This is a genomic window from Actinomadura sp. NEAU-AAG7, assembly GCF_018603865.1.
GTDB lineage: Bacteria > Actinomycetota > Actinomycetes > Streptosporangiales > Streptosporangiaceae > Spirillospora > Spirillospora litoris.
The window spans coordinates 1,237,886-1,258,808 of the sequence record NZ_JAHFZY010000001.1 but is presented as its reverse complement, the minus strand read 5'-3'; the positions used below and the strand labels follow the sequence as shown (position 1 = coordinate 1,258,808).

Here is a 20,923-nt window from a genome sequence, read left to right as displayed (position 1 = left end):
CGTCCACGGTAGCCACCGGCCGATCCGGCGATCCGGCCCGGGTTCACGAAATGTAAAGAGATGCGGAGTTCAGGCGTTTCGCGACGTAGACAGGGGCTCATGGCTGCCACGACCTCGTCATCCGTCTCGTCCCGGCCGCGCCGCGCCGCCGGGCCGGGCGCGGTCGCATCGATCATGTTCGGCGTCGGCTGGGGCGCGAACCAGTTCGCCTCGCTGCTCGGGCTCTACAGCGGGAGGCTGCACCTCGGCGACGGCGCCGCGCAGGCGATGTTCGGGATCTACGCGCTGGGGCTGGTGCCGGGCCTCGTGCTCGGCGGGCCCGCCTCCGACCGGCTCGGGCGGCGGCGGATCGCGCTGCCGTTCGCGTCCGTGTCCGCGCTGGTGACGCTGGTGCTGATGGCGGGCGCGACGGCCCCGGCGCTGCTGTATGTAGGCCGCTTCCTGGCGGGCATCGTGACCGGCGCGGTCCTCGCGACCGGGACGGCGTGGGCGAAGGAGCTGTCGCCCCGCTCGGGGACGCGGCTGACGGCGCTGGCGGTCTCGGCCGGGTTCGGCGCCGGGCCGCTGGTGGCCTCGCTGGTCGCGCAGTGGGCCCCGGACCCGCTGGTCACCGCCTACGTCCCGCATCTGCTGATCATGGTGGCGGCGGTGCCGCTGGCGTTCCGCGTCCGCGAGACGAGCGTCCGGCGGCCGAAGCCGGTCGAGGGCCGGGGGCCGCGGCTCGGCGGGGTCGGGCGGGCGCGGTTCTGGCAGGTCGTGGCGCCCGTCGCGATCTGGACGTTCACCGCGCCGGTCACCGCGTTCGCGGTGCTCCCGACGCGGGTGCCCGTCCGGCATCTGCCGATCGTGTACTCGGGGGTCATGACGGCGCTGACGCTGGCGGCCGGGATGGCGGCGCAGCCGGTGGCGCGGCGCCTGGAGGGGCGGCATCCGCGCCTGGTCGCGCGCACCGGGCTGGCGGGGATCATCTCCGGCCTCGTCGCGGCCGCGCTGACCGTCGGGCTGGAGCAGCCCGCGCTGAACGCGGTCGCGGCCCTGCTCCTCGGCGGCGGGTACGGGTTCGTCCTGAACTACAGCCTCACGGAGGTCGCGCGCATGGCGCGGCCGGGTGAGCTCGCCGGTCTGACCGCCGCCGCATACGCCCTGGTCTACGTGGGGATGTTCACGCCGCTGGTGCTCACGAGGCTGGACGGCCTCGTCCCGCTGGACGCGCTGCTGGCGACGCTCGCCGTGCTGGCCTCGGCCTGCCTCGCCTACGTGTGGCGGCGGAACGCCACGGCGCGGCCGGAGGCGGCGGAGCGGCTCACGGAGTGTTCCGCTGGTAGATGAGCCGCAGCCCGACGAGGGTGAGCCACGGCTCGAACACGTCGATGCGGCGCGACTCCTCCAGCACGAGCGGCGCCAGGCCGCCGGTCGCGATGACCGTGACGTCCTGCGGGTCGTCGGCGAGTTCCTCCGCCATCCGCGCTACGATGCCGTCGACCTGCCCGGCGAAGCCGAAGATGATCCCGGACTGGAGCGCCTCGACGGTGTTCTTGGCGATCACGCTGCGCGGCCGGACCAGCTCGATCTTGTGGAGCTGGGCGCCGCGCGAGGACAGCGCGTCGATCGAGATCTCGATACCGGGCGCGATCGCGCCGCCGACGTACTCGCCCTTCGCCGAGACCGCGTCGAAGGTGGTGGCGGTGCCGAAGTCGACGACGATCGCGGGGCCCCGGTGCAGGTGGACGGCCGCCAGCGCGTTCACGATGCGGTCGGCGCCGACCTCCTTGGGGTTGTCCATCCGGACGGGGACCCCGGTCTTGACGCCCGGCTCCACGATCACCGCGGACACGTCGCCGTAGTAGCGGCGGCACATCTCCCGCATCTCGTGCAGGACGGACGGGACCGTGGAGCACAGCGCGATGCCGCTGATGTCGGTGTCGGCCAGCAGCGGGCTCTGCTGGACGAGCCCCTGCAGGACCACGGCGATCTCGTCGGCGGTGCGCCGCGGATCGGTGTTGATCCTCCAGTGCTCGATGACCTCCTCGCCCTCGAACAGGCCGAGGACCGTGTGGGTGTTACCGACGTCGATGGTGAGCAGCATCAGGTCCCCGCTGGTCAGGTGAAGTCAAGGCCGATGTCGAACACGGACGCCGAGTGCGTCAGCGCGCCGACCGCAAGGTAGTCGACCCCGGTCACGGCAACGTCTCGGGCCCTGTCCAGGGTAAGGCCACCACTGGCCTCCAGCTCCGCCTTCCCCCCGACCAGGGCGACGGCCTCGGACATCTCCGCGTCGCTCATGTTGTCGAGGAGGATCGCGCGGGCGCCGACCGCGAGGGCCTCCGCGACCTGGTCGAGGGTGTCGCACTCGACCTGGATGTGCAGGGACGGGTAGACGGCGCGGACGGCCTCGTACGCCTTGGAGACGCTCCCGGCGGCGGCGATGTGGTTGTCCTTGATCAGCGCGGAGTCGTGCAGGCCCATCCGGTGGTTGACGCCGCCTCCGCACCGCACGGCGTACTTCTGGAGCGTGCGCAGGCCGGGCAGCGTCTTGCGGGTGTCGCGGACCCTGGCCTTGGTGCCCTCCATCGCGTCCGTCCAGCGGCGCGTGGCGGTCGCGATTCCGGACAGGTGGGTGAGCAGGTTCAGGGCCGTCCGTTCGGCGCGCAGCACGGCCCGGGTCGGCCCCTCCACCGAGATGAGCACCTGCCCGGGGACGACGCGGTCCCCGTCGGCGACCTTCGCCTCGTAGGCGACCTCCAGCGCTTCGAACACGACGGCGGCGACCGGGATCCCGGCGACGACCCCCTCCTCGCGGGCGGTGAAGTCCCCGGTCGAGGGGTCCCGCGGCGCGAAGATCGGCTCGCTGGTGACATCGGCCTCGCCGTCCTCGGCGAGCGCCGTCCGGACGACGTCCTCCACAGCCTGTGGATCGAGCCCGGCGGTCCTGAGCGTCCCGTCCAGTTCCGGTGTCATGCGCGGCTTCCTTCCTGGCGTTCGTAGGTCGTGGTGAGAGCGTTCCCGTCCAGGCGGGTGACGAGGTGGCCGCGCCAGGTCCCGTCGGCGCGGTCGGGGAAGTCCTCGCGCCAGTGGCTGCCCCGGGTCTCCTCCCGGAGCCGCGCGGCGGCCGCGATCGCGGACGCGACCGTGTGCAGGTTGGTGACCTCCCACGCCGCGACGCCCGGCGCCTGCTCCCGCCGCGGCGCGGACGGCTCCGAAAGCTCGGACAGCTCGCGGACCGCCGTCGCGAGGCCCTCGGCGCCTCGGAGCACGCCGACATGGGACGTCATGATCCGCTGGATCTCGCCGCGCAGCCCCGGATCGAGGAGGCCGCCTGCTCTCCGCTCATCTGCCGGCAGGTCCGTGCCGGGCGGGCCGGCGAGGTCGTCCTCGATCGCGGTGGCGATCCGGGCCGCGAACACGAGCCCCTCCAGGAGGGAGTTGGACGCGAGCCTGTTCGCGCCGTGGACGCCCGTGCAGGCGACCTCCCCGCATGCGTACAGGCCCGGAACGGACGTCCGTCCGAACAGGTCCGTGCGGACGCCTCCGCTCGCGTGGTGCGCCGCGGGGACGATCGGGATCGGCTCGGTCACCGGGTCGATCCCGTGGTGCCGGCAGGCGGCGAGGATCGTCGGGAAGCGGTGCTCCCAGGTAGCGGCGCCGAGGTGCCGGCCGTCCAGGTACATGTGGGACGCGCCGGTCTCGTGCATCCGGTTGATGATCCCCTTGGCGACGACGTCGCGGGGGGCGAGTTCGGCCAGTTCGTGGCGGCCGGTCATGAAGCGCTCGCCCGCGTGGTCTACCAGGTGGGCGCCCTCGCCGCGCACCGCCTCGGAGATCAGCGGCTGCTGCCCGGCGGCGTCCGCACCGAGCCAGAGCACCGTCGGGTGGAACTGGACGAACTCAAGGTCGGTGACGGCCGCCCCGGCGCGCAGCGCGAGCGCGACGCCGTCGCCGGTGGAGACCTCGGGGTTGGTCGTGGCGGAGAACACCTGCCCGAGCCCGCCGGTGGCGAGGACGACGGCGCGGGCGCGGACGGCTCCGACGCCGCCCGGCTGGCCCTCGCCCATGACGTGCAGGGTGATCCCGGCGGCCCGTCCCGAGGCGTCCTTCAGCAGGTCGAGGACCAGCGCGTGCTCGATGACCTCGACGCCGGAGTCCTTGAGCGCGGCGAGCAGCGCGCGGCTGATCTCGGCGCCGGTCGCGTCGCCGCCCGCGTGCGCGATGCGGCGCCGGTGGTGGCCGCCCTCCCTGGTCAGCTCGATGTCGCCGGAGCCGGAGCGGTCGAAGGCGGCGCCGAGGTCGATGAGCCCGCGCACGGCCTCCGGCCCCTCGGTGACCAGGGCCCGGACGGCGTCCTCGGCGCAGATCCCGACACCGGCGGTCAGCGTGTCGGCGAGGTGCTCCTCCGGGGTGTCGTCGGGGGCGAGCGCGGCGGCGATCCCGCCCTGCGCCCAGCGGGTCGACCCCGCGTCCAGCAGTGCCTTGGTGACCAGCAGCACCCGCCCGCGCGGCCGGCACCGCAGCGCGGTGACCAGGCCGGCGATGCCGGATCCGATGACGACGACGTCGGTCTCGGTGGTCCAGCCGGGGGCGGGGGCCGCGAGAACGGAAGGGATCATGAGCCCTCCTCGGGGTTCGGTTCTCGTCATTGTGACATTAACCCCGGGGGCCGCCAATGAATCGGGACGAAGGTCACATTGACGGAGAACTTTCCAGGCAAGCGAAACGGCCGTACGCCCCCGGGCATACGGCCGATACGGCACGCGGATCAGCGCTCAGGCGGGGCGCCGAGGTCCAGGGGCAGGTTGTCGATCAGGTGGGTGGCGCCGACCCGGCCCGCCGCGGCGAGCACGGCGGGGCCGGTGTGCGCGTCCGCGACCTCAAGGAACGTCGCCGGATCGACCAGGACGAGGTAGTCCAGCGTGAGCGGGGGCTCGGCCGTCGCGGCCTCGGCCAGGACGGCCCGCGCCGCGCCGGCGATCGCCTCCGGGCCGCCCCCGGCCGCGTCCGCGCCCGCGCGCAGGGCCCGCGACAGCGCGAGCGCCGTCGCGCGCTCGTCCGCCGACAGGTAGCGGTTGCGGCTCGACAGCGCGAGGCCGTCGGGCTCCCGGACGGTCGGCGCGCCGACGACCTCCACCGGCAGGTTCAGGTCGAGGACCATCCGCCGGATCATCGCGAGCTGCTGCGCGTCCTTCTGCCCGAAGACCGCGACGTCCGGGCGCACCAGGTTGAACAGTTTCAGGACGACCGTGAGCATCCCGTCGAAATGGCCCGGTCGCGTCACGCCCTCCACCCGGGCGCCCATCGGCCCCGACCGCACCGTGACCTGCGGCTCCGTCGGATACATGACCTCGCGCCCCGGGGCGAACACGAGGGCGGCGCCCTCCTCGGCGCAGGCCCGCAGGTCCGCGTCGAACGTCCGGGGGTAGCGGTCGAAGTCCTCGCCGGGGCCGAACTGCAACGGGTTGACGAACACGCTCACGGCCACCACGTCCGCGCGCCGCCGCGCCTCGCGGATCAGCGACCGGTGCCCCTCGTGCAGCGCGCCCATGGTCGGGACGAGGGCGAGGCTCCCCCCGGCCGCCGCCCTGGCCTCCGCCAACTCCTCGCGCGTCCTGACGACGGCGGGCATCGCGGACATCGGGTCCTCCTCGATCGTTGGGGGCGGTCGGCCCGCTCAGTCGGCCAGCGCTTCGAGGAGGCGTTCGGCGTCCTCGGGTTTGAGCAGTCCCGCGCCGAGCGCGCGGTCGGCGGTGAGACGGGCCAGCGCCACGTAGGCGCGGCGGCTCTCGGGCGACACCCGGCCGAGTTCGGCGACATGGTCGGCGACGGTGCCCGCGTCGCCGCGCGCGACCGGCCCGGTGAGGCCGTCGATGCCGAGGCGCAGCCCGTTGTCGAGCGCCGCGCCGAGCAGCGGCCCGAGCATCCGGCCGGGCTCGGCGACCCCCGCGCCGCGCAGCAGGTCCATCGTCTCGACGACCAGCGTGACCAGGTGGTTCGCGCCTCCGGCGAGGGCCGCGTGGTAGAGCGGGCGTCGCTCCTCGGGGATCCACACCGGCTCGCCGCCCATCTCCAGCACGAGCGCCTCGGCGACCGGGCGCAGCGGCTCGGGCGCGGTCACGCCGAACGAGATGCCGGTGAGGCGGTTCACGTCGTCGGGCCGTCCGGTGAAGGTCATGACCGGGTGCAGCGCGAGCGGCAGCGCCCCGGCCCGCGTGACCGGGTCCAGGACGGACGCCCCGTACCGTCCGCTCGTGTGCGCGACGAGCTTGCCGGTCACCTCGACCCCCGCGCCGACGAGCCCGGCGGCGAGTTCCGGCAGGGCGTCGTCGGGGACGGTGAGGAGCACCAGGTCGGCGGCGGCCACGACCTCGTGCGGGGGCGCGACGTCCACGCCGGGGAGGCGCTGCTCGATCCGCTCCCGCGACCGCTCGGACACCGCCGCGGCGGCCACGACGCGGTGTCCGGCGCCGGCGAGCGCGGCGCCGAGCGCCGTCCCGACGCGTCCGGCGCCGACGACGCCGACCGCCAGCCGCGCGGGCCGCTCCCCGGCGCCGCCCGGACCGTCTCCGGGGCCGTTCCCAGGCGCGGCGGCAGGGGGCGTGGCATGTGAATCCATCGGTTCGTTCCAGTCCTCAGGTAGGTACCGGACGTGCGCGACCCAATGTACTCGCGGGCCCGTGGCCTGACGTCCGGCGGATGGCACGGCGCCTGTGCGGCGGGGTGGCACCGCGCGGACACTACCCGAGCCGGCCACGCCATCACATGCGAGTAAGGACTCAACTACCGAGTGTGACGATCATCTCCCCGATCCGGCCACACTTTCTGGGCGACGGAGGGTCATCTCTTGCGGCGCGCCGAAAGGCGAGCGTATCTCTGGATTGCGACGGCGCCGTCACCATAAGTGAAACCCTCGGACGCACCCGAGCCATCGCGGACGGCCCGGCGGTAGGGGAACGGACCCGCTCCTACCACCTCGGAAAGGCCGCCCGCACCCCACTCCGCCCCACCGCTAACCGTCGTCCCCTGCGGTGGGGCGGAGCCAACCCTCATCACGCATCGCACCCGGTTTGGGACCGCGCCGATCCCGCCCCGGGCGCCCTCGCGCACTCAGTCGGTGGCGAGGGACTCGACGATGGACGCCTTGGCGGCGCGCCGCGCGGGCATGACCGCCGCGACCGTCCCGGCGGCGCCCGCGAGCACGACGAAGCCGACGACCTGGAGGTAGGGCAGCGAGAAGACCGACCCCTCCGCCATCGCGCGGGTCGCGGCCCAGCCGAACGCGATCCCGAGCACGACCCCGGTGGACGCCCCGATCACGGCCATGACCAGCGCCTCGACCGACAGCATCCGGCGGAGCTGGCGGCGGGTGAGGCCGAGGGCGCGCAGCAGCGCCGACTCGCGCGTCCGTTCCACGACCGACAGCGTCAGCGTGTTCGCGATCCCGAACAGCGCGATGACGATCGCCAGCCCGAGCAGCCCACCGAAGATCATCAGCATCATGTCGATCGCGTTGCTGACGCTCTCCTCGAACTCCGCCCCCGAGTACACCTTCGCGGTCGGGTAGGGCCGCGCCGCGTCCTCGACGACGCGCCGCGCCGCCTCCGGGGGCACCCTGTCCTTGTCCTGGATGTAGATCGCCGACTGGCCGGGGGCACCGAAGTACCGGCGGAAGTCCGCCTCCGGCACCAGGACCTCGCCGACCGGCGCGGGCGAGGTGTACACCGCGGCGATCTTGACGGGCACGGTTCCGTGCGCGGTCTTGAGCTGGACGGTCCGGCCCGCCGACAGCCCGTTCCTGTTCGCGATCAGCTTGTCCACCAGCACGGTCCCGGGCTGGAGGCCGCCCGGCTTGAGCGCCGCCTCCGACCCCGCCTCGATGCGGGGCTTGAGCACAGTGCCGAGCGCCCTGCCGGTCAGGCTGGCGACCGTCACCGACCTGCCGCCGATCTCGGTGTCCTTGCCCAGCACCTCGAAGACCTGGGCGAACTCCGGCCGCTTGGCCAGCGTCTCGGCGAGCGCGTGCGGGACGACCCCGCCGCTGTCGCGGCCGGGCCCCGCGCCGCCGCGCGCCTCCACCTGGAACTCCACCGGGTACTGCTCCGCGAGCTTGGCCGCCGAGGTCGCCTTGCTGCTCGCCGCGACCACCGCGAACAGGCTCATCAGCCCGACGCCGACGGTCAGCGCGATCGTCGTCGTTGCGGTGCGGCGCGGCGTGCGGCGTGCGTTCTCCACCGCCAGCCGACCCGGGACGCCGCCGAGCCGCGCCGGGATCGCACCGGCGACGCGTCCGAACGGGCGCACCAGCGCGGGCATCCCCGTGACCACCGCCAGGAAGAACACGCCGCCGCCGAGCGCGACGACGTACATCGCGGTCGGCCCCTTCCCCATCTGGAGCGAGCCGAGCCCGCCGAGCGCGAGCCCGGCCGCCCCGAGCAGGACGGTCAGCGCCGTCCGGACGCGCCCGAGCCGGAACCGGCCCCCGCCTGGCTCCAGCTCCGAGCGCAGCGCCGCGACCGGCGGCACGCGCGTCGCCGCCCGCGCCGGCAGCAGCGCGGAGAGCACGGTCACCGTCACGCCGACCGCCAGGCCCACCACGACCGTGCGCCCGGCGAAGGCCAGCCCGCTCACCGGCACCTCCGAGGCGAACCGGCTGAGAGCGGCGACCGCGCCCGCGCCGAGCCCGATCCCGGCGAGGATGCCGAGCAGCGAGCCGACCAGGCCGACCACCGCCGACTCCACCAGGACGCCGCCGAACACCTGCCGCCGGGTCGCGCCGACGCAGCGCAGCAGCGCCATCTCCCGCATCCGCTGCGCGATCAGGATCGAGAACGTGTTGTAGATGACGAGGGCCGAGACCAGCATCGCCACCAGCCCGAAGATCAGCAGGCCGGTGCGGATGATCTCGGTGTCCGCGCCCGCGCCCTTGGCGAGCCGCTTGGCGAGCCCGTCCCCGGTGAGCACCTCGTAGGAGCCGCCGACGGCGGCGGCGACCGCGGCCCGGTCCGGCCCGAGGACGTCGATCTCCGTGTAGCTCTTCCTGCCCGTCATCGCCTGCGCCGTCGCGGCGTCGAACCCCACCCCGCCCTGGGCGCTGACCTCGTTGTCTATGCCGAAGTCGACGATCCCGACGACGGAGAAGCGGTGCGGGCGCCCCGCGTGGTCGAGGACGGTCACCGCGTCCCCGACCTTGTATCCGGCCCGGTCGGCGACCTCCTGGTTGAGCACCGCCTCGGCGGCGCCGGACGGCGCGCGGCCCTTGTCCACGTCGAACCGCAGCAGCCGCCCGGTCGGCACCGACAGGCCGAAGGTCGGGTAGTCGCCGACGGTCTTGCCATCCTTGCCGACGAGCGCGGCCTCCCCGCGCACCGCGCCCTGCGCGTCGGTCACCCCCGGCAGGCCCCGCACCTTGCGCAGGACGTCGGCGGGGATGCCGGTCTCGTCGTCCGCCCCCTTGCCGGCGCCGCGGCTCGGCAGGATCGCGACGTCCACCTTGCCGGCGGACTTCGCGAAGGTCTTGGCGACCCCCTGCTCCATCGTGTCGGTCAGCACGAACGTGCCGGAGATGAACCCCACCCCCAGCGTGATCGCCACGGCGGTCAGCAGCAGGCGCAGCTTGTGGGCGAGCAGGCCCGCGAGTGTCGTCCGCAGCATCACGCCCCCAGGCTCTTGAGGCGGTCGAGCACCGCGTCCGGCGTCGGGCGGACGATCTCCGAGACGATCTCCCCATCGCGCAGGAACACCACCCGGTCCGCATACGAGGCCGCCACCGGGTCGTGGGTGACCATGACGATCGTCTGGCCCATCTCCCGCACCGACGAGCGCAGGAACCCGAGCACCTCGGCGCCCGCGCGGGAGTCGAGGTTGCCGGTCGGCTCGTCGGCGAAGATCACGTCGGGCCGGGCGACGATCGCCCGCGCGCACGCGACCCGCTGCTGCTGCCCGCCCGACAGCTCGCTCGGCCGGTGCCCGAGCCGCTCGCGGAGCCCGACCACGTCCACGACCCGGTCGAACCACGCCCGCTCGACCTTGCGGCCCGCGAGGTCGAGCGGCAGCCGGATGTTCTGCTCGGCGGTCAGCGTCGGCAGCAGGTTGAACGCCTGGAACACGAACCCGACCCGCTCCCGGCGCAGCATCGTGAGCTGCCGGTCGTTCAGGCCGGTCAGCTCGGCGTCGCCGAGCATGATCCGTCCCTCGGTGACGGTGTCGAGGCCCGCCAGGCAGTGCATCAGCGTCGACTTGCCCGAGCCGGACGGCCCCATGATCGCGGTGAAGGCGCCGTCCGCGAACCCGACGCTGACCCCGCGCAGCGCGTGCACGGCCGCGTCACCGGACCCGTACACCTTCGACACGCGGTCGGCCGCGACCGCCGGCGCTTTCGCCGCGTCCGGCGCTCCCCCGGGTGGGCTGGTGAACGTGCTGGTCACGGCGACTCCTTCGTGGATGGGGACGGTCGTGCTCCACGCTAGGAATCGGCGCCGCTCCCGCCATCGCCCCCACGGCCACGGTTCGCGTCAGCCATGTGGCGCGTCCGGAACGCCCCGTACGACCTGAGTCGTACGCCCCCGTCAGCCGTCCTACCGACTCAGCGGCTCCCCGGCCGCCACGGCATGCGATCGGCAACCCCCGGCAGACCGCGCCCGCGACCGGCAGGCCGGGGGGCGCCGCCGGTGGCCACGGCCTCGGTCTCGACCGGAGCCCGCGAACTCCGCCGGGGGACCGCGTTCTCCCCGGGCAGGCGGCGGGTTCGGCCGGGCAAGGCTCCGACCAGGCGATTCGTCGATCGGAGGCGATGCGAGGTCGGTCAACGCGTCCGGAACGCGCGCGAGCGCCGGGGGCCCGAAGGACCCCGGCGCTCGCGGCTGAGACCGGGACGGCTCAGTGGTTCAGGTAGTTCACCGACGCGCCGCCCTTGCAGCCGGCGTTCGCGATGCCGACGACGGCGATCGCGTTGCCGCAGACGTCGATCGGGATGGAGATCGGGGCGATGATCTGGTTGCCGCCCAGGATCGACCCGTTACCGCTGGTGTGGTTGTTCGAGAACTGGCCGCCGTGCCCGTGTCCGTGGCCGTGCCCGTGCCCGTGGCCGTGGCCGTGGCCATCGGCGAAGGCGGGGCCGGCGGTCAGGATCGAGCCGGTGACGGCGAAGCCGATGATGCCGGTAGCGGCAAGCTTCTTGATCACGTGAATCCTCCCGTACGTCGGGTTTCGGTGGACCCGATGGACATTGCCCGAGGCCATCCGCATGAATGGCATCGCGTACGGTAGTTACCCAGCTACCGTCTGGTAGCGGAAATGCTATCCCCAAGCTGTCTGACAATAGTCATCAAGCGGTGACCAAGTCGTTACGGTGAGTCGTCTCTTTGGCCGCTTTTGACCAGACCCGTCTCATACGCGAACACGACCGCCTGGACCCGGTCCCGAAGCCCCAGTTTCATCAGGATCCGCCCCATGTGCGTCTTGACGGTCGCCTCCGACACATACAGCCGCGCCGCGATCTCCGCGTTGGACATCCCGCGCGCGACCAGCCGCAGCACCTCGCCCTCCCGCTCGGTCAGGCTCTCCAGCGCCCCGGTCGCCCGCTCCTGCGCGTCCGGCAGGTGCAGCGCGAACCGGTCCAGCAGCCGCTTGGTCGTGCTCGGCGCGACCACCGCGTCCCCCGAGTGCACCGCCTTGATCGCCTCGATGAGCTGCGCGGGGCCCGCGTCCTTCAGCAGGAACCCGCCCGCCCCCGCCTTGATCGCCGCGAACGCGTACTCGTCGAGGTCGAACGTCGTCAAGATCACGACCTTCGGCCCGGACGCCGCCACCACCCGCCGGGTGGCCTCGATGCCGTCCATCCGCGGCATCCGCACGTCCATCAGGACGACGTCGGCCGCCGTGGCCCGCAGCAGCTCCAGCGCCTGAACGCCGTCGGCCGCCTCCCCCACCACATCGATGTCGGGCTGCGCGTCCAGGACCATCTTGAACCCGGCCCGCACCAGCTCCTGATCGTCGACGAGGGCCACCCGGATCGGGCCCTCGTCCGCAAGCTCGTCCACACTGCCTCCCAGCACGCTCCTGCCACCTCCCACCCAACACCCAGCCGCGGACCCCTCCGGTCACGCCGCCTCGCGGACGGGGATCCGCGCGACCACCTCGAACCCGCCGCCCGGACGCGGCGCCGCCCTGACGCTGCCCCCGTACACCGCCGCGCGCTCGCGCATCCCGACCAGGCCGTGCCCGCGCCCGTCGTTGACCGCGGCGGCACCGCGCCCGTCGTCCACGACACGGATCTCGACGGTGTCCCCGGCATAGCAAAGCCGGACATGGGCGGACACACGCAATCCGCCGTGTTTGAGCGTGTTGGTCAGAGCCTCCTGGACGATCCTGAACACGGTGAGCTGCCGCCCCTCCGACATGGCCGCGGGTGAGCCGTCCACGCCCATCGTCACCGAAAGCCCCGAGGCGCGGAGCTGTTCCACCAGGTCATCGAGCTGCGCGACCCCGGGCTGCGGCGCGTACTCGCCCGCGTCGTCGTCCTCGCGCAGGACGCCGAGCAGCCGCCGCATCTCCCCCAGCGCCAGCCGTCCGGTCGAGGAGATCGTCTCCAGCGCCTGCCGCGCCCGCACGACGTCGGTGTTGATGGCGTAGGACGCGCCGTCCGCCTGGACCACGATCACGCTGACGTTGTGCGCGATGACGTCGTGCAGCTCCCGCGCGATCCGGCCGCGCTCGGCGGCCATCGCCATCTGCACCTCGGCGTCCCGCTCGCGCTCCAGCCGCTCGGCGCGCTCCTCCACCGACCGCAGGTAGGCGCGCCGCGTCCGCATGTGCAGGCCGAGGATCCACACGCCCGCCACCACCGCCGTCATCGCGAGGAACGTGAACTTCCTGTCGTTCGCGTCGACCGGGTACCGGAGCGTCGCCATGAGCGTCCCCAGCTCGCCGATCAGCGCTGTGGCCACCCCCCACCGGAAGGCGCAGCCCGCCGTGACGGTGTAGATCCCCATCAGGATGGCGATGTTCGCGGGCAGGACGGGGATGTGCAGCGCCCACTGGACGAACGAGACGGCGGCGACGACCGCGAAGACCGTCCGGGGGAACGTCCGGCGCAGCACCATCGGCACCAGCAGCGCGGCCGTGACCGCCACATATCTGTTCCCGCTCAGATCGGGACCGTTGCCGAGCAGCACCGGGAACACCAGTACCAGCACCGGCGCGACGAGGAACGCGTCGACCAGCGGCTTCCTGCCGCGCAACCACTCCCAGAACCTCGGGGCCATGCCGTCAGCGTAAGGACACGCAGGTCAGCCTCGGATCAGCCGCAAGTCGGAACCGGCTCCACCCCAAGGATGGACCTCGGCGGCGGCGACCCACGGTAACCTCACAGGAGTGCCGATGCCCGTGACCGAATGGCTGACCTGGCGCACCGCGATGGAGCGGGCCCTGTACGGCGAGGAGGGCTTCTACCGGCGCGGGGAACGCCCCGCCGAGCACTTCCGCACCTCCGTGACCGCCTCACCCCGCTTCGCCGCCGCGATCGCCCGGCTGCTGGCCGAGATCGACGCCGCGCTCGGCCATCCCGCCCGGCTGGACATCGTCGACATCGGCGCCGGTTCCGGACGGCTCCTGGCCAACGTGCTGGCCTGCGCGCCCCCCGCCCTCGCCGACCGGCTCGCGCCGACCGCCGTGGAGATCGCACCGCGCCCGTCCGACGTTCCCGCCCGCATCACCTGGCGCGCCGACCTTCCCACCGAGATCACCGGCCTGGCGGTCGCCAACGAGTGGCTCGACAACATCCCGCTGGACGTGGCCGAGCACACCCCGGACGGCGTCCGCACCGTGCTGGTCGACCCGTCCAGCGGCGCCGAGCGCACCGGTCCCGAGCCCACCGCCGAGGACCGCGACTGGCTGGAGCGCTGGTGGCCCCTGCGCGAGGCGGGCGACCGCGCCGAGATCGGCCACCCCCGCTGCGCCGCCTGGGCCTCGGTCATCGGGCGGCTCCGCCGCGGCCTCGCGATCGCCGTCGACTACTCGCACTACCGCGAGTCCCGTCCGCCCTACGGCACCCTGACCGGCTACCGCGACGGCTCCACGGTCCCCGCCGTCCCGGACGGCTCCTGCGACGTCACCGCCCACGTCGCCCTTGACGCCTGCGTCGTCGCGGGCGAACGCGCGGGCGCCACCTCCACCCTCCTGACCACCCAGCGCGCCGCCCTACGCGGCCTCGGCCTCTCCGGCGCCCGCCCCCCGACGGCCCAGGCCCACCAAGACCCGCGCGCCTACCTGACCGCCCTCTGCCACGCGGGCGAGGACGCCGAGCTGACCGACCCGTCCGGCCTGGGCGGCTTCGGCTGGCTGGCCCAATCCGTCCAGATCCCCCTCCCAACCTCCCTGACCGAGACCCCATAAGCCCCACCCCACCCCGCAGCCCCCGCCCACAACCGCGAACGTCCCAGCATCTCCCCCCGCAGCAGAGCGTCCCGCGCAACAACGGGTCCCCGGCACCACAACACCCTCCCAGCACCACAACGCCCTCCCAGCACCACAACGCCCTCCCGGCACCACAGCACCCTCCCGGCATCACAACTCCCTCCCGGCACCACGGCACCCTCCCAGCACCACAGCACCGTCCCGGGACCACAGCGCTTTTCCGGAGCACATGGCCTTCCCGAGTAACAGCACCCCGCCGCAGCAACGACGGGCCGACGCGGCGACAAGGCATGAGGCGCCAGGGTGACAAGGCGACAGGGTGACAAGGCGACAGGGCGACAGGGTGACAAGCGGCAGGCCGCCGGCACACGACACCGCGCTCCCCTAACGCCTGCAAGCGATGACCGTGACGGCGAAGGGACACGCCTTCCCGGGGGCCAACAACTTGCCCCAGGGACGGCAGGACAAGAAACCGCGCGCCCTCACGTCCGCAAGCGATGAAGCGCCAGCGCGCAGGGCGGCCCCGGCGCGCCGATCACAGCTCGGATGGTCGTCACGGTTGAACTCCGCCAGGCCGAACAAGCCGAACCGGCTCCCAGATCAGCATTCGACGTAGAGGGCCTCCAGGCCACGCAGGACGAAGCCGGACTTCCATTTGGGCTCGTCCGTCAGACGGAGGTCGGGGGCAAGGCGCAGGAGCGCGCCATAGGACTCCGCGAGTTCGATCCGGGCCAGCGGCGCGCCCAGGCAGTAATGGATGCCGAGGCCGAACGTGATGTGCGGGTTCGGGTCCCGTCCCAGGTCAAGGCGGTCGGGATCGGCGAACGTCTCTGGGTCGCGATTGGCGGACGCGAACTGAAGCGCGACCTCGGCACCGCGCGGGATATCGATTCCGGCAACGGTGATGTCCTCCAGTACCCACCGCTCGAACATCGGCGCCGGAGTGTCATACCGCAGCAGTTCCTCGATCGCGGTGGGGACGAGCGAGGCGTCGGCGCGCAGCCGCTCCAGTTCCCCCGGATGGCGGAACAGTGCCCACCACCCATTTCCGGTTGTGTTGACCGTGGCCTCATGGCCCGCGTTGAGCAGCAGGACGCAGGTGCCGATCAGCTCGTCCTCGGTGAGCCGGTCGCCACCGTCCACGACCTGGGCGAGCGCGCTGATCAGATCGTCGCGCGGCTCGTTCCGCCGTGACCGTGCCAGCTCACGCAGGTAGTCGGAGAACTCGGCGGCGGCCCGGACGGCCGTCCGCTGCACGTCCACCGGCGGATTCAGCTCGTACATACCGCAGATGTCGGCGGACCAGGGACGCAGCAGGTGCCGGTCCGAGACGGGCACGCCGAGCATCTCGGCGATCACGTTCACCGGCAGCGGCTCGGCCACCTCGGCGAGCAGGTCGCCGCCGCCCTTGGCCGCCAGGGACTCGGCCAGTTCCCCGGCGAGCCGCTGGATCGTCGGCCGCAGCCCCTCGACCATCCGCGCCGTGAACGCCTTGGAGACGAGCCGCCGCAGCCGCGTGTGCGTGGGCGGCTCCATGTCGAGCATCCCGGCGCGGACGAGATCCCAGAACGGTCTGAGGAACTCGGTCTCCGGCTCCTGCCCGAACTCCTCGTGCCCGGCGATGTGCAGGTAGGTGCGCCCGAGCCGCCGGTCCCGCAGCAGCGCGTTCACGTCCTCGTACCTGCTGATCACCCATTGGCCGCTGGGCTCATGGAAGAACACCGGACGCTCATCACGCAGCCACTCGAAGACGGGATAGGGGTTGGCGACGAAGTCGGGCGACCACGGATCATAGGCCAGCTCGTTCATGGTTCCGACGATAAGCCCGTGATCGCCTCATTCCGAGGGCAAATCGGTGAGAGAACCGGGCATCAGATGGCGCGCCAGCGTCTCCAGCGCCGCCGTCACGTCCGGGACGTGCTCCGGCCCGCCCAGAGCCGCCGTCAAGGCCCCCTCGATGCCCGCCGCGCGTACCTCGGCCACCCGCTCGGACACCTCACCGGCCTTGCGCACCAACGACCGCCGCCGATCCGCCGGATCCGGCGCCGTGACCACCGATCCCGCCTCCCTGAGCCGCGCGACCGCCATCGAGACCTGACTCTGCGGCAACCCGGTGCGCTCGGCGATCTCCCCGACGGCCGTGTCCGGATGCTCGACGACATCGCTCAACACGATCAGCACCGCCCGAGTCCCCCCGCGCTCCCCACCCCGCGCCGCAGGCATCGCCTCCTCCCCGACCTTCATCAACGCCCGCCCCAACAAGAACAGCTGAACTCCGTTCACCCCCTCAACTTACATCTAACGAGATACATCAAACTTGATACATCTAAATAGATCCATTAAGCTCCCCACCAACAACCCCCGCCCAACCACCCACCCCCACCCCTTCGCCACCCCTTCGCCCGCCCCTTCGCCACGCCTTCGCCCACCCACCCTCTCTACATCCAGCGCCGCTTCCCCCAATCAGGGGCCTTCTCCCAGCCGCCCCTCACCCAGAGGCCTTCGCTCAACCGCCCTTCCTCCAGAGACCCTTCGCTCAACCCCGCCCTCGCCCAACCGCCCACACCCGTCCGCCCGAACCGCTCCCCCTGACGACTGGCGGGGGGCTGACCGTATTCACCGCTCCCCGGCGCCGACGGCCCGGCAGCTCATCCGGGACCGCGGCCCCTCTTCTTCGCGCGAGAACCGCAGCACCGGCACCGCAGCACGGACGCCGCAACACCGGCGTCGCACCACGCGCGCCGCAGCACGAAGACCGGCGCACTGCTCTCACCACCTCCCCCGGCAATCCGATCAACCTCGCTCTCACCCGAGCGACCTCGTCTTGAGAGGACGTAGAAGACATGGCAGCCACCAAGAGCGGGATGCTCCCCGTACCTGGAGCCGAGCTGTACTACGAGGTCAGAGGGGGCGGGCCGCTGCTGGTGATCGGTCAGAGCGGCGAGGGGGACGCGCGGCGGAGCGTGGACATGGTCGACCGGCTGGTCGAGCACTACACCGTGGTCACCTATGACCGGCGCGGGCTTTCGCGGACGATCGTCGCCGACCCGTCCGCGCCCGTCTCACCCGAGACGCACGCCGAGGACGTCCACCATCTGCTGGCGAACCTCACCGACGAGCCAGCGCTCATGCTCGGGTGCAGCTTGGGCGCGCTCTACGGGCTTCACCTGGCCGCCACGCACCCCGGGCAACTCTCCACGCTCGTCGCCCATGACGTGGCCGCGCCCGGTTTGCTGCCTCCTTCCGATCGTGCCCGGATCGAGCGCATGCTGGGCGAGGTGGAGATCACCGCTCGGGCGGGCGGCTGGCGTGCCGCCATCGCGATGGTCGCCGCCGCCACCGGGCTCGACCCCTCCCGCATGGAGACCGAGTCCGGCGTCACCCTGGTGCCGATGACCGAGGATCGGGCCGCCAACATGACGTACTACCTGACCAATGACGTTTCCGAGCTTCGGCGCAGCGCTCTCGGGCCCGACGAGGTCGCCGCGGCCGCCGCGAGCACGCGGATCGTGCCCGCCGCAGGAGCCGATTCGAAGAACGCCTGGAACCATCAGTGCGCCGAGGAGCTGGCCTCCCTCCTCAACACCCCGCTCGTGGAGTTCCCCGGCGGGCACAACGGCAACACCGCGTTTCCGCGTGCCTTCGCCGCCCGCCTGCACGAGGTCCTGACCCTCACCTCCTGACGATCACTCGTGTGTTTCGGGCGGTCGGCCCGCCCTCCCCCTCTCGGACGGGCCGACCAACTCCATGGTCGGGGCGGGGCGCCGAGGGCAAAAGTAGAACGGCGTTCTGTGGATAGCCCGGCCGGCGAGAGGGCCCAGCGGGGCGTGCCCCTCCTCGCCACAGTTCCCGGACGAACGGACGACGGCCGGTCAGTGAAGCCCCGGGAGGGTCGTGTCGCTCTACGCCGCAGATCCCGGTCGGGCACGACGGCCGCCGGTCGGCAACCGAGCCTGGTGCGACGTCCGGCATCACCTTCGCGACGACCTCGCGCGTGCCTGGCGGGGGTCCGCAGCACGATCTTCCCGCCGGTCCCTGCCGCGATCCGGAGCGGGCGGTTGCCGACCGGCATGCGCGCGTAGGACGCCGAGGGCCGCGACCTCATATGTGACCCGCCCGCCGCGCGGGCGGGGATGACGGAGAAGCCGTGTTCGGCGGGGCCCCGACCCATACGTGGCCCGCCCCGCCGCGGGTGCTGGACGAACAGGACGCGGCGGCGGCCAGCGAGCGGCCCAGCGGGGTGTGTCGCGCTCCGCCGCGGTTCCTGGGCGAGCGAGAAGGCCGCCGGTCAGCGGGCCGCCCAGTGGGTCGTGTCGCCTGAGGTCCGGCGGGCCGCCTGGGCCCGCCGGGCGGTCGAATCGACGATCGCGCGCGCCTCGCCCAGGTCCCGGGCGGACGCGGCGACCTGCACCGGCCCCGGCGGCGCGTCCACGTGGACCGTCGCCAGCCCCTTGAGCCGCTGGAACAGGTTGGCCGTCAGGCGCACGCTCTGCGCGCGAGCGTGCGCGATGACGTCGGTACGGCGGCAGGGCCAGCCGTGGCGGGCCACGAACACCACGTCGTCGGTACCGGCGCCACCCGCGCGGTCGATGGTCACGGCCTTCGACGACGCGGGGACGAGCGGCAGCGCGTCGATGTTCGTCCCTGGGAACACCTGCGACACGAGGTACATGGCGACCTGCCGGGGCGCCACCGGCAGGAGGGTCGAGGAGAGGGCCTGACGCCCGCCCGCGTATCCCGCGACGGTGACCTCGATCCGGGCCCACCCCAGGGCGCGCCAGAGCGCCGGTTCGACGATGCTGACCGCCTGCACGCGTCCGGGCGGAAGGGTCTGCATGCGGGTCTCCAGCAGCCCGTAACGCAGGCGGATGCCGTCCGGTGACATCGCGACCGTGAAGTTGGCGTACATCACCAGCGGCGCGATGACGGCGCGGATCAGGCCGAGCAGCGCGGGCACGGTGACGGCCAGCATGCCGCCTTCCGCGTAGGCCACGAGGAACACCAGCGAGGCCAGGAACAGGACGATCGTCCCGATCACAGGGAGCCGTATCAGCAGGGATCCGAACAGCGCGCCGAAGGGCACGCGCCACAGATGGCGTTCGGGCGCCTCGGGTGTATGGCCCGGCAGCCCGGCCGCCCGCGCGAGGAGTTCGGCCCGTAGTTGCTGGGCGGAACCACGTCCGAGATAGCGCAGTGCGATTTCGCTCTGCTCGCCCCCGGCGAGTTCCACCCGCACCTCAGCGAGGGCGAAAACGCGAGTGACCAGCGGACGGACGAGGTCGATGGCCTGGACGCGCGACAGCGGTATGCGGCGCTTGCGCTTGCGCAGCAGCCCGGTCTCGACGACGAGGTCGTCACCGTCCACACGGAAGCGCAGCCCCAGCCACGCCCACAGGCCGGAGCCCACGGCGATCAGCATCATCGGGAGGGTCACGACCAGGAACCTGGCGATCACCTCGGGCGTGAGCTCGATGGTCACACCCTCATCGGTCTGCGTGAGCAGCAGCGGAAAACCGAGCAGGACGAAGTACACGATGAGGATGAAGAACGCCCGCAGCGGCGCCGTCGCCCAGTGCAGCCTGTGCGTGCCTTCCGAGAACCGCACCAGTGGGGGCGGCCCATAACCCGGTGGAACTCCATACCCATGAGGCGGACCGTACGGCGGGCGAGGAGGCCCATAAGGAGGGCGTCCCCCAGGCCCATACGGCCCATGCGGCCCGAAGGGGCCCGGTGCTCCGTTAGGGACGGGCGCACCATACGGCCCAGGCCGCCCATACGGACCCGGCTGCCCAGGAGGGCCGTTCTGCCCAGGAGCGCCATATGGTCCGACCGGCCCGGCATGGCCGGGCGCTCCATACGGCCCTTGCTGATGTGGGTGTGGCCCGTGGGGAGAACCCCCGTTTTCTGGAGGAGGGCCAGGAGGGCCGCTCATAGGCCCATGCTCCGCTCCTCGCCCTTCTGGGCGAGCCGATCGCGCAGCAGTCCGGCCTCCGTCGCGGGCAGGCCCGGGATGGTGGCATCGGTGGCCGCGGCGGCGGTGTGCATGCGGACGGTGGCGATTCCCATCCACCGCTCCAGAAGCCCGGCCGTCACGTCCACGAACTGCATCCGCCCGTAGGGGACGACGATGAGCCGCTTGACGAGCACCCCATGCGTGACGATGAGGTCGTCACCCCGTTCCGCGTAGCCGAGGGAGCGGCGCCCCATCTCGGCCATGAGTCCCGCGAGGACGACCACGAGCGCCAAGGCGGCGAGCCACAGGGCGGCGGCCACCGCCCCGCCGCCGTTCCGCCACACCAGGAAGGCCCCGAGGGCGCCGACGGGGATCGCCCACAGCACGGCCGTGGTCAACCGGTGCCAGGTGTGGCGCTTGGAGATGGGCGACCAGTGGAGCCCGTTCCCCGGCGCGAACGCCTGATCCGCCGGGTAGGCCGGGGGCGCGGCCACCGCGCCGCCCCGGCCATGCGCCGCGTAGCCTCCCGGGATCTGCCCCGCCGCGGGGGGCGCCGCGCCGGGGCCCGGC

The 20,923-nt window shown here is 72.7% G+C and carries 17 protein-coding genes; 3 read left to right on the top strand and 14 right to left on the bottom strand.

Annotated elements, in window-relative coordinates; all coding sequences use genetic code 11:
* The first annotated feature begins 99 nt into the window (after window positions 1–99).
* Window positions 100–1,329 carry an MFS transporter gene (locus KLI87_RS05765; RefSeq protein ID WP_214616087.1) on the top strand — a complete coding sequence of 410 codons (1,230 nt, stop codon included), beginning with the start codon at window positions 100–102 and terminating at the stop codon, window positions 1,327–1,329.
* Here the strand turns inward: KLI87_RS05765 and KLI87_RS05760 are convergent.
* The 10 genes from KLI87_RS05760 to KLI87_RS05715 form a co-directional block, all read right to left on the bottom strand.
* Window positions 1,304–2,086 carry a type III pantothenate kinase gene (locus KLI87_RS05760; RefSeq protein WP_156214519.1) on the bottom strand — a complete coding sequence of 261 codons (783 nt, stop codon included), beginning with the start codon at window positions 2,084–2,086 and terminating at the stop codon, window positions 1,304–1,306. The two genes, KLI87_RS05765 and KLI87_RS05760, sit on opposite strands and share 26 nt — an antisense overlap.
* A 14-nt stretch (window positions 2,087–2,100) precedes the next feature.
* On the bottom strand, window positions 2,101–2,958 hold the full coding sequence (nadC, locus tag KLI87_RS41835; protein WP_214616086.1) for a carboxylating nicotinate-nucleotide diphosphorylase: 858 nt from the start codon (window positions 2,956–2,958) through the stop codon (window positions 2,101–2,103).
* The gene (locus tag KLI87_RS05750; RefSeq protein ID WP_156214521.1) at window positions 2,955–4,604 is read right to left on the bottom strand and encodes an L-aspartate oxidase; all 1,650 of its coding nucleotides are present in this window, start codon (window positions 4,602–4,604) and stop codon (window positions 2,955–2,957) included. Before KLI87_RS05750 ends, nadC begins: the two co-directional genes overlap by 4 nt.
* A gap of 149 nt (window positions 4,605–4,753) precedes the next feature.
* A complete protein-coding gene (panC, locus tag KLI87_RS05745) occupies window positions 4,754–5,626 on the bottom strand; it encodes a pantoate--beta-alanine ligase (protein ID WP_374225420.1) in 873 nt (290 codons plus the stop codon).
* Between the two features lie 36 nt (window positions 5,627–5,662).
* On the bottom strand, window positions 5,663–6,604 hold the full coding sequence (locus KLI87_RS05740) for a Rossmann-like and DUF2520 domain-containing protein (RefSeq protein ID WP_156214522.1): 942 nt from the start codon (window positions 6,602–6,604) through the stop codon (window positions 5,663–5,665).
* Window positions 6,605–7,095: 491 nt separating this feature from the next.
* Window positions 7,096–9,639, bottom strand: coding sequence for an ABC transporter permease (locus KLI87_RS05735; protein ID WP_214616085.1), 2,544 nt, complete (start codon window positions 9,637–9,639; stop codon window positions 7,096–7,098).
* A complete protein-coding gene (locus KLI87_RS05730; protein WP_214616084.1) occupies window positions 9,639–10,412 on the bottom strand; it encodes an ABC transporter ATP-binding protein in 774 nt (257 codons plus the stop codon). Before KLI87_RS05730 ends, KLI87_RS05735 begins: the two co-directional genes overlap by 1 nt.
* Window positions 10,413–10,863: 451 nt before the next feature.
* The gene (locus KLI87_RS05725; RefSeq protein WP_308165866.1) at window positions 10,864–11,241 is read right to left on the bottom strand and encodes a chaplin family protein; all 378 of its coding nucleotides are present in this window, start codon (window positions 11,239–11,241) and stop codon (window positions 10,864–10,866) included.
* 89 nt (window positions 11,242–11,330) lie between these two features.
* On the bottom strand, window positions 11,331–12,026 hold the full coding sequence (locus KLI87_RS05720; protein ID WP_308165865.1) for a response regulator transcription factor: 696 nt from the start codon (window positions 12,024–12,026) through the stop codon (window positions 11,331–11,333).
* A 60-nt stretch (window positions 12,027–12,086) separates the two neighbouring features.
* Window positions 12,087–13,250, bottom strand: coding sequence for a sensor histidine kinase (locus KLI87_RS05715; protein WP_156214524.1), 1,164 nt, complete (start codon window positions 13,248–13,250; stop codon window positions 12,087–12,089).
* 115 nt (window positions 13,251–13,365) lie between these two features.
* Here KLI87_RS05715 and KLI87_RS05710 point away from each other — a divergent pair, with 115 nt between their 5' ends.
* Window positions 13,366–14,379 carry an SAM-dependent methyltransferase gene (locus KLI87_RS05710; RefSeq protein WP_214616083.1) on the top strand — a complete coding sequence of 338 codons (1,014 nt, stop codon included), beginning with the start codon at window positions 13,366–13,368 and terminating at the stop codon, window positions 14,377–14,379.
* A gap of 621 nt (window positions 14,380–15,000) precedes the next feature.
* Here the strand turns inward: KLI87_RS05710 and KLI87_RS05705 are convergent.
* Complete coding sequence (locus tag KLI87_RS05705) at window positions 15,001–16,209, bottom strand: cytochrome P450 (RefSeq protein ID WP_156214526.1); 1,209 nt, start codon at window positions 16,207–16,209, stop codon at window positions 15,001–15,003.
* Between the two features lie 27 nt (window positions 16,210–16,236).
* On the bottom strand, window positions 16,237–16,581 hold the full coding sequence (locus KLI87_RS05700) for a MarR family transcriptional regulator (RefSeq protein ID WP_374225419.1): 345 nt from the start codon (window positions 16,579–16,581) through the stop codon (window positions 16,237–16,239).
* Between the two features lie 662 nt (window positions 16,582–17,243).
* On the opposite strand from KLI87_RS05700, the gene KLI87_RS05695 reads away from it, so the two are divergent.
* The gene (locus KLI87_RS05695; protein ID WP_214616081.1) at window positions 17,244–18,083 is read left to right on the top strand and encodes an alpha/beta fold hydrolase; all 840 of its coding nucleotides are present in this window, start codon (window positions 17,244–17,246) and stop codon (window positions 18,081–18,083) included.
* Between the two features lie 605 nt (window positions 18,084–18,688).
* Here KLI87_RS05695 and KLI87_RS05690 read toward each other — a convergent pair.
* Together KLI87_RS05690 and KLI87_RS41430 are read right to left on the bottom strand one after the other, a co-directional pair.
* A complete protein-coding gene (locus tag KLI87_RS05690; RefSeq protein ID WP_308165864.1) occupies window positions 18,689–20,005 on the bottom strand; it encodes a PH domain-containing protein in 1,317 nt (438 codons plus the stop codon).
* A 323-nt stretch (window positions 20,006–20,328) separates the two neighbouring features.
* On the bottom strand, window positions 20,329–20,847 hold the full coding sequence (locus tag KLI87_RS41430) for a PH domain-containing protein (RefSeq protein ID WP_308165863.1): 519 nt from the start codon (window positions 20,845–20,847) through the stop codon (window positions 20,329–20,331).
* Window positions 20,848–20,923 lie beyond the last annotated feature (76 nt).